The organism is Kitasatospora humi, assembly GCF_020907985.1.
Lineage (GTDB): Bacteria > Actinomycetota > Actinomycetes > Streptomycetales > Streptomycetaceae > Kitasatospora > Kitasatospora humi.
Window position 1 is genome coordinate 1 of record NZ_JAJJPA010000091.1, and the last position, 16830, is coordinate 16830.

General features: G+C 70.8%; 2 protein-coding genes. Both read left to right on the forward strand.

Annotated features, from left to right (window positions below; genetic code table 11):
- A partial coding sequence (locus LN042_RS37555) for a non-ribosomal peptide synthetase (RefSeq protein WP_443667721.1) occupies positions 1-3904 on the forward strand: 3904 nt, incomplete at its 5' end.
- Positions 3901-16830: non-ribosomal peptide synthetase (locus LN042_RS37560; RefSeq protein ID WP_283844021.1), on the forward strand; the 12930-nt coding region annotated here is incomplete at its 3' end. The genes LN042_RS37555 and LN042_RS37560, both read left to right, overlap by 4 nt.

The following is a 16830-nucleotide window of genomic DNA, read 5'->3' on the forward strand; positions in this document are numbered from 1 at the left end:
TGGCGAGCTGGAGTACGTCGGCCGGGCTGATCAGCAGGTGAAGCTGCGCGGGTTCCGGATCGAGCCGGGTGAGGTTCAGGTCGTCCTGGCCGCACACCCGGGCCTGGAGCAGGCCGTGGTGATGGTCCGTGAGGACCTACCGGGCGACAAGCGCCTGGTGGCGTACGCGGTTCCGACCGACGTCGGCGCCAACCCGGATGAACTCCTCACCAGCCTCCGGGAGTTCGCGGGTGAGCGGCTGCCGGCCTACATGGTGCCGTCGGCGGTCGTGCTGCTGGAGGAGCTGCCGCTGACGGTGAACGGCAAGCTGGATCGCAAGGCGTTGCCGGCGCCCGAGTACGTGGCTGGCGCCGGGCGGGCACCGGCGACGGCGCAGGAGGAGCTCCTGTGTCAGGCGTTCGCCGAGGTCCTGGGCCTGCCGGCGGTCGGTGTCGACGACGATTTCTTCGCACTCGGCGGCCACTCGCTCCTCGCCGTTTCCCTGGTGGCGAACCTCCGGGCGAGGGGGGTCTCCGTCTCGGCGAAGGCCCTCTTCCAGACGCCGACGCCCGCCGGGCTGGCCGGCACTGCCGGGTCGGTCCAGGTGGTGGTGCCGCCGAACCCGATTCCCGAGGGTGCCACCGGGATCACGCCCGAGATGCTGCCGCTGGTGGAGCTCACCGCGGCGGAGATCGAGCGGATCGTGGCGAAGGTCGAGGGCGGCGCGGCCAATGTGGCGGACGTCTACCCGCTCGCCCCGCTCCAGGAGGGCCTGCTCTTCCACCACCTGATGGCGAGTCAGGGAGCCGAGCGGGATGGCTACGTCATGTCGTCGGTGTTGGGATTCGACTCGCGGGAGCGCGTGGACGAGTTCCTGACCGCTCTGCAGGCAGTGGTCGACCGGCATGACATCTACCGCACCGCGATCATGTGGGAGGGGCTCCGCGAGCCCGTCCAGGTGGTCTCGCGGCACGCGGAGCTGCCGGTGCGCGAGGTGGCACTGGACCCGCAGGGTGGGGACGTCGTCCAGCAGTTGCTGGCCGTCGGCGGATCGTGGATGGACCTGACCCGGGCGCCCCTGATGAGCGTGCACATCGCGGCGGAGCCCGAGGACGGACGATGGGTGACGTTGTTGCGGATCCACCACCTGGTGCAGGACCACACCTCGCTGGACGTGCTGCTCGGGGAGCTGCGGGCATTCATGTCCGGGCAGGGCGAGTCGTTGCCGGAGCCGCTGCCGTTCCGCGACTTCGTGGCGCAGGCCCGCCTGAGCGTGCCGCGTGAGGAGCACGAGCGGTACTTCGACGGTCTGCTGGGGGACGTCACCGAGACGACGGCGCCGTTCGGGTTGCTGGATGTGCACGGCGACGGCACCGATACCGAGCTGGCCCAGCTGGCGATCGACCCCGAGCTGGCGGCGCAGGTGCGGACCACGGCCCGTCGGCTCGGGGTGAGCGCGGCCACCATCTTCCATGTGGCCTGGGCACGGGTGCTGGCCGCCGTGTCGGGCCGCGAGGACGTGGTGTTCGGCACGGTGCTGTTCGGCCGGATGAACGCCGGCGCGGGCGCCGACCGGGTGGCCGGCCTCTTCCTGAACACGCTGCCGATGCGGGTGCGGACCGGTGAGCCCACCGTGACTGAGGCGCTTGCCGCCATGCGGGACCAGCTGGCCGAGCTCCTGGTGCACGAGCACGCGCCGCTGGCGCTGGCCCAGAAGGCCAGTGGGGTGCCCGCCGGCAGCCCGCTGTTCAGCTCGATCTTCAACTACCGGCACAGCGAGAGCGACGACGCGGCGACGGAGCGGGCCAAGGGTCTTGACGGTGTCGAGGCGCTGTATGAGTGGGACCGCTCGAACTACCCGCTGAACGTGTCCGTCACTGACATGGGGACCGGCTTCGTCCTGACCGTGCACGCGGTCGACCCGGCCGACCCGGTCCGGGTCGGTGGGCTGTTGCAGACGGCGGTGGGGAACCTGGTGGCGGCGTTGGAGGTGGCTCCGCAGACGCGGTTGTCGGCGGTTGAGGTGTTGGGTGAGGCTGAGCGTGGGTTGGTGGTGGAGGAGTGGAACCGGACCGGGGTGGAGTTCGGTTCGGAGTTGGTGCCGGGGCTGTTCGCTGGGCGGGTGGCTGCGATGCCGGGTGTGGTGGCGGTGGTGGCGGATGGTGTGGAGGTGTCGTTCGCTGAACTGGATTCGCGGGCGAATCGGTTGGCGCGTTATCTGCGTGCGCAGGGTGTGGGTGCGGAGTCGTTGGTGGGGTTGTGTCTGCCGCGTGGGGTGGAGATGGTGACCGCGGTGTTGGGGGTGTGGAAGGCGGGGGCGGCGTATGTGCCGTTGGATCCTGAGTATCCGGCGGAGCGGTTGGCGTTCATGTTGCGTGACAGTGGTGCGTCGGTGCTGGTGGGTGTGGAGGAGGTGCTGGATGAGCTGCCGGTGGGGCGGGGGGTTCGTACGATCGCGGTGGATGAGCCGCTGGTGGTGGGGGCGTTGGCGGCGCAGCCCGCGACGGCTCCTGAACTGGATTTGTTGCCGGATCAGTTGGCGTATGTGATTTATACGTCGGGGTCGACTGGTCGGCCGAAGGGTGTGGCGGTCACGCATGGCGGGTTGGCGAACTATGTGCGGTGGGCTGTCGACGCCTATGGGATGGACGGGGGTGGTGGTGCGCCGTTGCATTCGTCGTTGTCGTTCGATTTGACGGTGACGAGTGTGGTGGTGCCGTTGGTGTCGGGTTCGGCGGTGGTGGTGAGTGCGGTTGGTGGCGCGGAGGGTCTGGCGGAGCTGCTTGCCGGCCGGGGTGGGTTCGGGTTGGTGAAGGCGGTGCCGGGTCACCTGCCGTTGCTGGCCGAGTTGGTGTCGGATGAGGCGGTGGCGGGTTCGACGCGTCGTCTGGTGGTGGGTGGTGAGGCGTTGCATGGGGCTGATGTGCGGGCGTGGTTGGCGCGGGTTCCGGGTTCGGTGGTGGTGAATGAGTACGGCCCGACGGAGACGGTGGTGGGGTGCTGTGTCTTCGAGCTGACTGCCGGTCAGGACATTGCGGACGCGGTTCCGATCGGTCGTCCGATCGCGAACACGCGTCTGTTCGTGCTGGATGGGTCTCTGCGGCCGGTGCCGGTGGGTGTGGCGGGTGAGTTGTATATCGCGGGTGCGCAGTTGGCTCGTGGGTATCTGGGTCGTGCGGGGTTGACGGCGGAGCGGTTTGTGGCGTCGCCGTTCGAGCAGGGTGGGCGGATGTACCGCTCGGGTGATGTGGTGCGCTGGACGGCGGATGGCCGGCTGGAGTACCTGGGGCGTGTCGATGAGCAGGTGAAGGTCCGTGGTTTCCGGATCGAGTTGGGTGAGATCGAGGCGGTGTTGGCTGGGCATCCGCAGGTGGCGCAGGCGGCGGTGATGGCGCGCGAGGACACTGCGGGTGACAAGCGCCTGGTCGCCTATGTGGTCGCTGCCGAACCGGATGGCGAGCTGGATGATCTGGCGCGCCTGGTACGGGAGTTCGCGGCTGGCCGGCTGCCGGAGCACATGGTGCCCTCCGCGGTCGTGGTGCTGGAGGCGCTGCCGCTGACCGTGAACGGCAAGGTCGACCGCAAGGCCCTGCCCGCACCGGAGCTCCTGGTGCCTGCAGGTAGGGGTCGGGAACCGGAGACCGAGCAGGAGGAGCTCCTGTGCCAGGCGTTCGCCGAGGTGCTGGGCCTGGAGCGGGTCGGTGTCGACGACGACTTCTTCACATTGGGCGGGCAGTCCTTGCTGGCGACTCGCCTGGTGAGCCGCGTGCGCGCGGCACTTGGGGTTGACCTGCGGGTCCGGGCTCTGTTCGAGAGCTCGACTCCGGCAAGCCTTGCGGCCTGGGTCGCCCAACAAGGCAGCAATCAGACGAAGAAGGCCAGGCCCGTAGTGCGGCCGATGCGTAAGCAGGGAGAGAACCGATGATTCCGTTGTCGTTTGCGCAGCGCCGGCTGTGGTTCCTGGGTCAGTTGGAGGGTCCGAGTGCGACCTACAACATCCCGATGATCCTTCGGTTGACCGGGAAGTTGGACCGGGAAGCCCTCGCCGAGGCGCTGCGGGATGTGATCGGTCGGCACGAGGTGCTGCGCACGTGCTTCCCGACGGAGAGCGGTGAGCCCTACCAGCGCATCCTCAGCGCCGACGAGGCCGACTTCGACCTAGTCGTCCAGGAGGTGGCGCCGGACGAACTGGACGCCGCCCTGGCGAGCGCGACCGGCCACGTCTTCGATCTGGCAACCGAGATCCCGCTGCGCGCATGGCTGTTCGCACTGAGCGGTGATGAGTTCGTGCTGGCTCTGACGGTTCATCACATTGCCAGTGATGGCTGGTCGATGGGGCCGCTGGCACGGGACCTGTCGGCGGCGTATGCGGCGCGGCTGGGGGGCCGGGCGCCTACGTTCGAGCCGCTGCCGGTGCAGTACGCGGACTACACGCTGTGGCAGCGCGAGCTGCTCGGTGAAGCCGGTGCCGAGGACGGTGTGCTCGCCGAGCAGGTCGCCTACTGGCGCGCGAAGCTGGCCGGGGCACCGGACGAGCTGCAGCTGCCGACCGATCGGCCGCGTCCGGCCGTTGCCGGCCACCAGGGGCACCAGGTCGTGCTGGACTTCCCGGCCGATGTGCACGCGCAACTGCTGGAAGTGGCGCAGGAGCACGGCGCCACCCTGTTCATGGTCCTTCAGACCGCGCTGGCGGTGCTCCTGAACCGCCTCGGCGCGGGCACCGACATCCCCATCGGCTCGGCCGTCGCCGGCCGCACCGATGAGGCCTTCGACGACCTGGTCGGTGCCTTCATCAACACCCTGGTGATCCGCGCCGACCTGTCCGGCGACCCGACGATGGCGCAGCTGCTGCACCAGGTCCGGGAGGCCGGCCTGGATGCGTTGGACCACCAGGATGTCCCGTTCGACCTGCTGGTGGAGGAGCTGGCGCCGGCGCGTTCGCTCTCCCGGCAGCCGCTGTTCCAGGTCATGCTGACCGTGCAGAACACGGCCGCTGCCGTGCTGCGGCTGCCTGGCCTTCAGGTGGCGGTGTTGCCATGGGACTCGATGGCGGCGAAGTTCGACCTGGACCTGAGTCTGAGCGAGGAGTTCGACGCCGACGGCGTCCCCGCCGGTGTGAGCGGTCGCCTGGTGGCGGCTGCGGATCTCTTCGACGCGGAGACGGCGGAGCGGATCGCAGGCTGGCTGTTGCGGGTCGTCGAGACGGTTGTCGCCGAGCCGCAGACGCGGTTGTCGGCGGTGCGGGTGCTGGACGAGGCCGAGCGGGCACAGCTGGTGTCCGGGTGGAACGCCACGGACCGTGTGCTGCCGGAGCTGACGGTTGGCGAGCTGTTCGCGGAGCAGGTGGTGCGGACGCCGGACGCGGTGGCGGTGCTGTCCGGTGATGTCCGACTCAGCTATGCGGAGTTGGACGCGCGGGCCAATCAGCTGGCGCGGGTGCTGACCGACTGCGGTGTCGGGCCGGAGTCGGTGGTCGCGGTCGTGCTGGAGCGCGGCGTCGAGTTGCTGGTATCGCTGCTGGCAGTGGCGAAGGCGGGTGGCGCGTATCTGCCGGTCGACGTGGAGTACCCCGCCGAGCGTGTGGCGTTCATGTTCCAGGACGCGGCGCCGGTGTGTGTGCTGACCTCGCAGGCGTGTGCGCCTGTGGTGCCGCAGGGCGTCGGGGTGCCGGTGCTGGTCCTGGACGCCGAGGAGTCGCAGGTTCGGCTCGCGGCGATGGACGGTGCGCCGGTGCCGGCGGCGGGTGTGCGGCCGGATGGTGTGTTCTACGTGATGTACACCTCCGGGTCGACGGGTGTACCCAAGGGCGTGGTGACCACCCACCGCGATGTGGTGGAGCTGGCCTCGGCCGGGCACTGGGGGCTGACGGGTTCGTCGCGGGTGCTGTTCCACGCGCCGCACGCGTTCGACGCGTCGTCGTACGAGATCTGGGCCGCCCTGCTGGCCGGTGCGGCGGTGGTGGTGGCGCCGCCGGTGGCAGTGGATGCCGTGCTGCTGCGGTCGCTGCTCGTCGACTACGCGGTGACGCACGTGCATGTGACGGCGGGCCTGTTCCGGGTGCTGGCCGAGCGGGATCCGGAGTGCTTCGCCGGGGTCCGCGAGGTGTTGACCGGTGGCGACATGGTGCCGATGAGCGCGGTGCGCCGGCTGCTGGAGGTGTGCCCGGGTGTCGTGGTGCGGCACCTGTACGGACCGACCGAGGTGACGCTGTGCGCCACCCAGCACGAGGTGGGCCCGTCGGAAGCACTCGGTGCGGTGCTGCCGATCGGCGGGCCGTTGGACAACACCCGGGTGTACGTGCTGGACGACCGGCTGGAGCCGGTGCCGGTGGGTGTCGCGGGTGAGTTGTATGTCGCGGGTGCGGGCCTGGCCCGCGGCTACCTGGGCCGCCCGGCGCTGACCGGTGAGCGCTTCGTGGCGGACCCGTTCGGGTCGGCCGGCGGTCGGCTGTACCGGACCGGGGACCAGGTGCGCTGGAACGCCGACGGGCAGCTGCTGTTCGTGGGGCGCGCCGACGAGCAGGTGAAGATCCGTGGCTTCCGGGTCGAGCCGGCCGAGGTGGAGTCCGTGGTCGCCACCCATCCCGCGGTGGCGCAGGCCGCGGTGATCGCCCGCGAGGACATCCCGGGCGACAAGCGGCTCGTCGCTTACGTCGTCCCCCTGCCGGGTGCCGAGGCGTCCGAACTGGTCAGCGGCATCAAGGTGTTCGTGGCCGAGCGGTTGCCGCAGTACATGGTCCCGTCGGCTGTGCTCGTCCTCGACGTACTGCCGCTGACCGCCAATGCGAAGCTGGACCGCAAGGCCCTGCCCGCGCCCGAGTACGCCGTCGGGGCGGGCCGGGCGCCGGCCACCGTGCAGGAGGAGATCCTCTGCCGGGCGTTCGCCGAAGTCCTCGGCCTGCCCGCGGTCGGCGTCGACGACGACTTCTTCGCGCTGGGCGGCCACTCGCTGCTCGCCGTCTCCTTGGTCGAGCACCTGCGGGTGCAGGGGCTGTCCGTGTCCGTGCGGGCGCTGTTCCAGACCCCGACGCCGGCCGGCCTGGCCGTGGCCGCCGCCACTGAGAGCGCGGCGGTACCGGCGAACGCCATCCCCGAGGACGCCACCGAGATCACCCCCGAGATGCTGCCGCTGGCAGAGCTGAGCGAGGCCGAGATCGCGCAGCTGGTGACGCGGGTCGATGGCGGCGCGGCGAACATCGCGGACGTCTACCCGCTCGCCCCCCTCCAGGAGGGCATCTACTTCCACCACCTGATGGCCAGTCAGGACCGCGACGACATCTACGTGTCCCCGTTCGTCCTCGGCTTCGACTCGCAGGAGCGCCTGGACGCCTTCCTGAGCGCGATGCAGCAGGTGGTGGACCGGCACGACATCTACCGCACGGCGATCGTGCGCCAGGGCCTGCGCGAGCCGGTGCAGGTGGTCTGGCGCCGCGCGGTGCTGCCGGTCGAAAGGGTCGCCCTCGACCCGCAGGGCGCGGGCGCGGTGGAGCAGCTGCTGGCCGTCAGCGCGTCGCCCATGGAGCTAGACCGTGCGCCGCTGATGCGCGTCTACCTGGCCGAGGAGCCGGTCGACGGGCAGCGGCTGGCACTGCTCTGCGTGCACCACCTGGTGCAGGACCACACCACCCAGGACGTGCTGCTCGCCGAGCTGGATGCCTTCATGTCCGGTCAGCAGGACCGGCTGCCCCAGCCGTTGCCGTTCCGCGACTTCGTGGCGCAGGCCCGCCTCGGGGCATCGGTGGGCGAGCACGAGCGCTACTTCGCCGAGTTGCTCGGCGACGTCACCGAGGCGACCGCGCCGTACGGTCTGATCGACACGCATGGCGGCGAGGCGCCGGCGACCACGGCCCAGCTCACTCTGGATGACGAACTCGCCGCCCACCTGCGGGACTTGGCGAGTGCGCGCGGTGTGAGTGCGGCGACGCTCTTCCACCTGGCATGGGCGCGGGTGCTGGCCGCGGTCTCCGGTCGTGACGACGTGGTGTTCGGCACCGTGCTGTTCGGCCGGATGAACGCCGGCGCCGGCTCGGACCGGGTGCCGGGTCTGTTCATCAACACCCTGCCGGTGCGCGTCCAGGTTGCCGGGCAGAGCGCGAGCGAGGCGCTGGACGGCATGCGGCGCCAGCTCGCCGAACTGCTGGTGCACGAGCACGCGTCGCTGGCCCTCGCCCAGCAGGCCAGCGGGGTGCCCGGCGGGAGCCCGCTCTTCACGGCACTGTTCAACTACCGGCACGCCCAGGCTGCCGACCGGGCGATGAGCGGCGGCCTGGCGGGCGTCACCGTGCTGGCGACGCGGGACCGGACGAACTACCCGGTCGCCGCGGCGGTCAACGACAACGGCACCGGGTTCACGGTGGTCGTCGACGCGGTGGCCCCGGCCGACGCCGAGCAGCTCTGCGGCCTGCTCCGGACCGCGGTGGCCAGCCTGGCCACCGCGCTCGAGGAGTCCTCCGAACCGCGTCTTGCCGACGTGGAGGTGCTGGACGCCGACGCGCGGGCGTGGCTGCTCTCGCAGGTCAACACGGCTGCCGCGCCGCGCTACGTGCTGGCCGGGCCGGCCGAGGCCGCGGTGGACGTCACGGTCGCTCGCTACCCGGGCGATGACACCGCACTGGTGCCGGTCGGCGACACGCGCGTGTACGTCCTCGATGAGCTGCTGCGCCCGGTGCCGGTCGGCGTTGCCGGTGAGCTGTACGTGGCCGGCGCCGGGACCGGCCGGGCGGAGCAGTGGGTGCCGAGCCCGTTCGTGGACGGTGAGATGCTCCACCGCACCGGGGACCGGGTGCGCTGGACCGCGGACGGCCGGCTGCTCCACCTCGGCCGTGCCGACGAGCGGCTGCTCGTCGACGGGGTCCGGGTCGAGCCGGGTGAGGTGCAGGCCGTGCTGGTCGGGCACCCTGGCGTGGCCCAGGTGGCGGTGGTCGCCCAGGCCGGCAGCTTGGTCGCCTACGTGGTCGCCGCCGATCGGACCGCTGTCGAACTGGACGCCGCCGTCCGCGAGTTCGCCGCTGAGCGGCTGCCCCGGCAGCTGGTGCCGTCGACCGTGCTAGTGCTTGAAGCGCTGCCGCTGACGGCGCTCGGCGCCCTGGACCGGGCTGCACTGCCGCTGCCGGAGACCGTGTCGGGGCCGTGCGAGAACGGGAGCCGCGGCCCGGCCACCCTGCAGGAGGAGATCCTCTGCCAGGGATTCGCCCATGTCCTCGAGGTCGAGCGGGTCGGGGTCGACGACAACTTCTTCGCGCTGGGCGGTCACTCGCTGCTGGCCGTCAAGTTGCTGGAGTACCTGCGCGCGCGCAACGTGTCGATCTCCATCCGCACCCTGCTGCGCAATCCCACGCCGGCCGGGCTGGCCGGCGCTGCCGGGCCCGTCCAGGTGGAGGTGCCGCCGAACCTGATCCCCGAGGGTGCCACGGAGATCACCCCCGAGATGCTGCCGCTGGTCGAGCTGACCGGGGCCGAGATCGCCCGGATCACCGCCAAGGTTCCCGGCGGTGCGGCCAATGTGGCCGACGTCTACCCGCTCGCGCCGCTGCAGGAAGGGCTCTTCTTCCACCACCTGATGACCAGTCGGGACGGTGAGGGCACGGACGTGTACTCACAGCCGATCGTGCTCCGCTTCAGCTCGCGGGCCCGGTTGGACCTTTTCCTGACCGCTCTGCAAGCCGTGGTCGACCGCCACGACATCTACCGCACCGCGATCATGTGGGAGGGGCTCCGCGAGCCCGTCCAGGTGGTCTCGCGGCACGCAGAGCTGCCTATGCGCGAGGTGGCACTGGACCCGCAGGGTGGGGACGTCGTCCAGCAGTTGCTGGCCGCCGGCGGGTCCTGGATGGACCTGACCCAGGCTCCGCTGATCCGGACGTTCATCGCTCCCGAGCCCGAGGACGGGCGATGGGTGGCGCTGCTTCGGATCCACCACCTGGTGTGCGACCGCACCACGCAGGAGCTCCTGCTCCGGGAGCTGGACGTGATCCAGGCCGGGCAGGGCGCGTCGCTGCCGGAGCCGCTGCCGTTCCGCGACTTCGTGGCCCAGGCCCGCCTGGGCGTGCCGCGTGAGGAGCACGAGCGGTACTTCGCCGGCCTGCTGGGGGACGTCACCGAGACGACGGCGCCGTTCGGGTTGCTGGATGTGCACGGCGACGGCACCGACCAGAATATGACCCAGTTGGCGATCGACCCCGAGCTGGCGGCGCAGGTGCGGACCACGGCCCGTCGGGTCGGGGTGAGCGCGGCCACCATCTTCCACGTGGCCTGGGCGCGGGTGCTGGCCGCGGTCTCCGGTCGTGAGGACGTGGTGTTCGGCACGGTGCTCTTCGGCCGGATGAACGCCGGCGCGGGCGCCGACCAGGTGGCCGGCCTCTTCGTGAACACGCTGCCGATGCGGGTGCGGACCGGTGAGCCCACCGTGACCGAGGCGCTTGCCGCCACGAGGGACCAGCTGGCCGAGCTGCTGGCGCACGAGCACGCGCCGCTGGCGCTGGCCCAGAAGGCCAGTGGGGTGCCCGCCGGCAGCCCGCTGTTCAGCTCGATCTTCAACTACCGGCACAGCGGGACCGACGACGCGGCGACGGAGCGGGCCAAGGGCCTTGACGGTGTCGAGGCGCTGTATGGGGCGGAGCGCTCGAACTACCCGCTGGACGTGGCCGTCACTGACCTGGGGACCGGCTTCGTCCTGACCGTGCACGCGGTCGACCCGGCCGACCCGGTCCGGGTCGGTGCGATGCTGCAGACGGCGGTGGGGAACCTGGTGGCGGCGTTGGAGGAGGCGCCGCAGACGCGGTTGTCGGCCGTGGATGTGTTGGGTGAGGCTGAGCGTGGGTTGGTGGTGGAGGAGTGGAACCGGACGGGGGTGGAGTTCGGTTCGGAGTTGGTGCCGGGGCTGTTCGCTGGGCGGGTGGCTGCGACGCCGGGTGCGGTGGCGGTGGTGGCGGATGGTGTGGAGCTGTCGTTCGCTGAACTGGAGGTGCGGGCGAATCGGTTGGCGCATTATCTGCGTGCGCAGGGTGTGGATGCGGAGTCGTTGGTGGGGTTGTGTCTGCCGCGTGGGGTGGAGATGGTGGTGGCGGTGCTTGGGGTGTGGAAGGCGGGGGCGGCGTATGTGCCGTTGGATCCTGAGTATCCGGCGGAGCGGTTGGCGTTCATGTTGCGTGACAGTGGTGCGTCGGTGCTGGTGGGTGTGGAGGAGGTGCTGGATGAGCTGCCGGTGGGGTGGGGGGTTCGTACGATCGCGGTGGATGAGCCGTTGGTGGTGGGGGCGTTGGCGGCGCAACCCGCCGTTGCTCCGGAACCCGACTTGCTGCCTGAGCAGTTGGCGTATGTGATCTACACGTCGGGGTCGACGGGTCGGCCGAAGGGCGTGGCGGTCACGCACGGTGGGTTGGCGAACTACGTGCGCTGGGCTGCCGGCGCGTACGGGATGGACGGGGGTGGCGGTGCGCCGCTGCACTCCTCGTTGTCGTTCGACCTGACGGTGACGAGTGTGGTGGTGCCGTTGGTGTCGGGTTCGGCGGTGGTGGCGAGTGCGATTGGTGGTGCGGAGGGTCTGGCGGAACTGCTCGCCGGCCGGGGTGGGTTCGGGTTGGTGAAGGCGGTGCCTGGTCATCTGCCGTTGTTGGCGGAGTTGGTGTCGGATGAGGCGGTGGCGGGTTCGACGCGTCGTCTGGTGGTGGGTGGTGAGGCGCTGCACGGTGCTGATGTGCGGGCGTGGTTGGCGCGGGTTCCCGACTCGGTGGTGGTGAACGAGTACGGGCCGACGGAGACGGTGGTGGGGTGCTGCGTCTTCGAGCTGACTGCCAGTCAGGACATTGCGGACACGGTTCCGATCGGTCGTCCGATCGCGAACACGCGTCTGTTCGTGCTGGATGGGTCTCTGCGGCCGGTGCCGGTGGGTGTGGCGGGTGAGTTGTACATCGCGGGTGCGCAGTTGGCCCGTGGGTATCTGGGTCGTGCGGGGTTGACGGCGGAGCGGTTTGTGGCGTCGCCGTTCGAGCAGGGTGGCGGGCGGATGTACCGCTCGGGTGATGTGGTGCGCTGGACGGCGGATGGCCGGCTGGAGTACCTGGGTCGTGCGGACGAGCAGGTGAAGATCCGTGGTTTCCGGATCGAACTCGGTGAGGTGCAGGCCGTGGTGGCCGGGCATCCGCAGGTGGCGCAGGCGGCGGTGATGGCGCGCGAGGACACTGCGGGTGACAAGCGCCTGGTCGCGTACGTGGTTCCCGACGAGGACGAGGCGGTGGGGATCGCCGAGGCGGTGCGCGGTTACCTGGGTGAGCGGTTGCCGGAGCACATGGTGCCTTCCGCGGTGGTGGTCATGGAGGCGCTGCCGCTGACCGTGAACGGCAAGGTCGACCGCAAGGCCCTGCCCGCCCCGGACTACACGGGCCTGGCCGGCGCGGGCCGGGCACCGGCCACGGTGCAGGAGGAGGTCCTGTGCCAGGCGTTCGCCGAGGTCCTCGGACTCGACCGAGTCGGTGTCGACGACGACTTCTTCGTCCTCGGCGGCCACTCGCTGCTCGCCGTCTCCCTGGTGGAGAACCTGCGGACGCGAGGCGTGTCGGTCTCGGTGAAGGCCCTCTTCGAGACCCCCACGCCGGCCGGCCTGGCTGATGCGGCGGGCGCGGAGCGAGTGGTGGTGCCGGCGAGCCTGATTCCCGAGGGCGCCACCGGGATCACCCCGGAGATGCTGCCGCTGGTGGAGCTGACCCAGGCCGAGATCGACCGCGTCGTCGCACAGGTCGAGGGCGGTGCGGCGAACGTCGCCGACGTCTACCCGCTCGCCCCGCTGCAGGAAGGGATCTTCTTCCACTCCCTGATGGCCGGCCGCGACGGCGACGGTGCCGACGTGTACGCCCAGCCGACCGTGCTGCGGTTCACCTCACGGGAGCGCCTGGATGCGTTCGTTGACGCGTTGCAGCAGATCGTGAACCGGCACGACATCTACCGCACGGCCATCGCCTGGGAGGGCCTGGCCGAGCCGGTACAGGTGGTCGCCCGGCGGATCGACCTGCCGGTCGAGCAGGTCGAGTTGGACCCGCAGGGTGCGGATCCGGTCGAGCAGATGCGCGCCCTGGGCATCTCGCGGATGGTCCTGGACCGTGCACCGCTGATGAGCCTTCACATCGCGGTGGAGCCCGGCGGTGACCAGTGGTTGGCGCTGCTGCGGATCCACCACCTGGTGCAGGACCACACCACGCTGGACGTGCTGCTCGCGGAACTGCGCGCGCTCCTGTCCGGTCGCGGTGCCTCGCTGCCTGAGCCGCTGCCGTTCCGCGACTTCGTCGCCCAGGCCCGCCTGGGCCTGCCGCGGGAGGAGCACGAGCGCTACTTCGCCGATCTGCTCGGTGACGTCGAGGAGACGACGGCGCCGTACGGCATCCTGGACGCGCAGTACGACGGCACCACCACGGTCCATGCGCGATTCGACATGGAGGGCGAACTCGCGGTTAGCGTGCGTGATCTGGCACGCTCACACGGTGTCAGCGCGGCCACGGTGTTCCACCTGGCGTTCGCGCGGGTGCTGGCCGCGGTCTCCGGTCGTGACGACGTGGTGTTCGGCACGGTGCTGTTCGGCCGGATGAACGCCGGTGCCGGGGCTGACCAGGTGCCGGGTCTGTTCCTCAACACCCTGCCGATGCGCGTCCGGGTGGGTGCGGAGGGCGTGAGCGAGGCGCTGTCCGGCGTGCGGCGGCAGTTGGCTGAACTGCTCGTGCATGAGCACGCACCGTTGTCGCTGGCGCAGCAGGCGAGTGGTGTGACGGGCGGCAGCCCGCTGTTCACCTCGATCTTCAACTACCGGCACAGCCAGGCCGCGGTGCCGGAGTCGGACGCGGCCCTCGAGGGCATCACGGTGCTCACCTCGCAGGAGCGGACCAACTACCCGCTGAGCGTCTCCGTCGACGACCTCGGCACCGGCTTCTCGTTCAGCGTGCTCGCCGTGGCTCCGGCCGATGCCGAGCAGATCTGCGCCCTGATGCACGCCGCCGTCGTCAACCTCGCCGCCTCGCTCGTGGACGGCCCCGAGTCGCGGCTCGCCGACGTGGCGGTGCTGGACGCCGCCGGGCGCCGTCAGCTCGTCGAGGAGTGGAACGACACTGCTCGGCCGCTGGTGGACGCGACGTTGCCGGGGTTGTTCGCGGCGCAGGCAGCGCGGACGCCGGATGCGGTGGCGGTGGTGTTCGAGGGCGTCGAGCTGTCGTACGCGGAGTTGGATGCGCGGGCGAACCGGCTGGCGCGGTTGCTGGTCGGGCTGGGTGTCGGTCCCGAGTCGGTGGTCGCGGTGCTGATGGATCGCGGCGTGGAGCTGGTGGTGTCGCTGCTGGCCGTGCTGAAGGCGGGTGGCGCGTACCTGCCGGTTGATCCGGAGTACCCCGCCGGTCGCATCGAGGCTGTCCTGGCCGACGGCACGCCCGTGTGCGTGCTCAGCACCACCGCGCTGGAGGCGTCGGTACCCGACGATGTGGCCCGGGTCCTGGTCGACCACCCGCTGGTCGCCTCGGAGTTGGCCGGCCTGCCGGCGCAGGCTCCCGTGGTGCAGGTGTTGCCGGCGCATCCGGCGTATGTGATCTTCACGTCGGGGTCGACGGGTCGGCCCAAGGGTGTGGTGGTGCCGCACGCGGGGATCGTGAACCGTCTGGCGTGGATGCAGGAGTTGTCCGGTATCAGTGCCGGGGATCGGGTGTTGCAGAAGACGCCGTTCGGGTTCGACGTCAGCGTGTGGGAGTTCTTCTGGCCGTTGGTGCAGGGTGCGGCGCTGGTGTTGGCGCGTCCGGGTGGTCACCGGGAGCCCGCCTACCTGACCGGGCTGATCCGGGAGCAGCGGGTGACGGTGACGCACTTCGTGCCGTCGATGCTGGAGGCGTTCCTGCGGGAGCCGGCCGCCGCCGACTGCACCGGGCTGCGGGCGGTGTTCTGCAGTGGTGAGGCGCTGCCGGCGCCGTTGCGGGACCGGTTCCTCGAACTGCTGGACGGTGTGCCGCTGTTCAACCTGTACGGGCCCACGGAGGCGTCCGTGGACGTCACGGCTGCGCGCTGCGTGGCGGGTGATGGTGTGGTGGTGCCGATCGGTGGGCCGGTGGCCAACACCCGGGTGTACGTGCTGGACGGTTCGCTGTCGCCGGTGCCGGTGGGTGTCGAGGGTGAGCTGTACCTGGCGGGTGTGCAGTTGGCGCGCGGCTATGTGGGTCGTGCCGGTCTGACGGCGGAGCGGTTCGTGGCCTGCCCGTTCGCCGAGGGCGGGAGGATGTACCGCACGGGTGACCGGGTCCGCTGGAACGCGCAGGGTCAGCTGGTGTACCTGGGCCGTGCGGACGACCAGGTGAAGATCCGCGGCTTCCGGATCGAGCCCGGTGAGGTGCAGGCCGTCCTAGCCACGCACTCCGGCGTGGGCCAGGTCGCGGTGGTGGTCCGAGAGGACGTGCCGGGCGACATCCGCCTGGTGGCGTACGCCGTTCCGGCCGGTTCGGACACGTCGTCGGACGAACTCGTTTCGCTGCTACGGGAGTTCGCGGGTGAGCGGCTGCCGGCGTACATGGTGCCGTCGGCGGTGGTGGTGCTGGACGCGCTGCCGGTGACGGTGAACGGCAAGCTGGACCGCAAGGCCCTGCCGGCACCGGACATCGCGGTCGGCACCGGCCGCAGCCCGGTCACGATGCAGGAGGAGATCCTCTGCGGGGCGTTCGCCCACGTCCTCGGCCTGGAGAGCGTCGGCGTGGACGACGACTTCTTCGCCCTGGGCGGTCACTCGCTGCTCACCATGTGGCTGATGAGCCGGGTTCGTGCCCTGCTCGGTGTGGAGCTGCTGCCGCAGGTGCTCTTCGAGGCGCCGACGCCGGCCGCCCTGGCGGCCCGGCTGGCGGAAGCGGCACCGGGCCGGTTGGCGCCGGCCGCACGCGTGCGACCCGAGCGGATCCCGCTCTCCTTCGCCCAGCAGCGACTCTGGTTCCTGGGCCAGTTGGAGGGCCCCAGCGCGACCTACAACATCCCGATGGCGGTGCGGCTGACCGGGGAGTTGGACCGGGAGGCCCTGGCTGCGGCGCTGCGGGATGTGATCGGTCGCCACGAGGTGCTGCGGACCGTGTTCGCGGCGGCGGACGGTGAGCCCCACCAGCGGGTGCTGCCGGTCGAGGAGGCCGAGTTCGAGCTGGCAGTGGTCGAGACGGCACCGCAGGAGCTGGCCTCCGCCGTGTCCGAGGCGCTTGGGCACGCCTTCGATCTGGCAGCAGAACTACCCTTGCGCGCAACGCTGTTGGCGTTGAGCCCGGAGGATCACGTGCTGGCCGTGGTGATGCACCACATCGCCGCCGACGGCTGGTCCACCGGTCCGCTGGCGCGGGACCTGTCCGCCGCCTACACGGCTCGGCTGGCCGGCCACGCACCGGACTGGACGGCACTGCCGCTGCAGTACGCGGACTACGCGCTGTGGCAGCGGGAGTTGCTCGGTGACGAGAGCGACCCGGACAGCGTCCTCTCCGGCCAGTTGGCCTACTGGCGTGCGGCGCTGGCCGACACACCGGAGGAGTTGGAGCTGCCGGTGGACCGCCGGCGCCCGGCGACGGCTTCGCACCGCGGCGAGAGTGTGGAGCTGGCCGTCTGCGCACAGACGCACCAGCGGCTGACCGCGCTGGCCCGGGAACAGGGCGCGACCCTGTTCATGGTGCTCCAGGCCGCGCTGGCGGTCACCCTGAGCCGGATCGGCGCGGGCACCGACATCCCGATCGGGTCGCCGGTCGCCGGGCGCACCGACGAGGCGCTCAACGACCTGATCGGCTTCTTCGTCAACACCCTGGTGGTGCGCACCGACCTGTCCGGCGACCCGACGTTCACCGAGGTGCTGGAGCGGGTCCGCGGGGCCGCT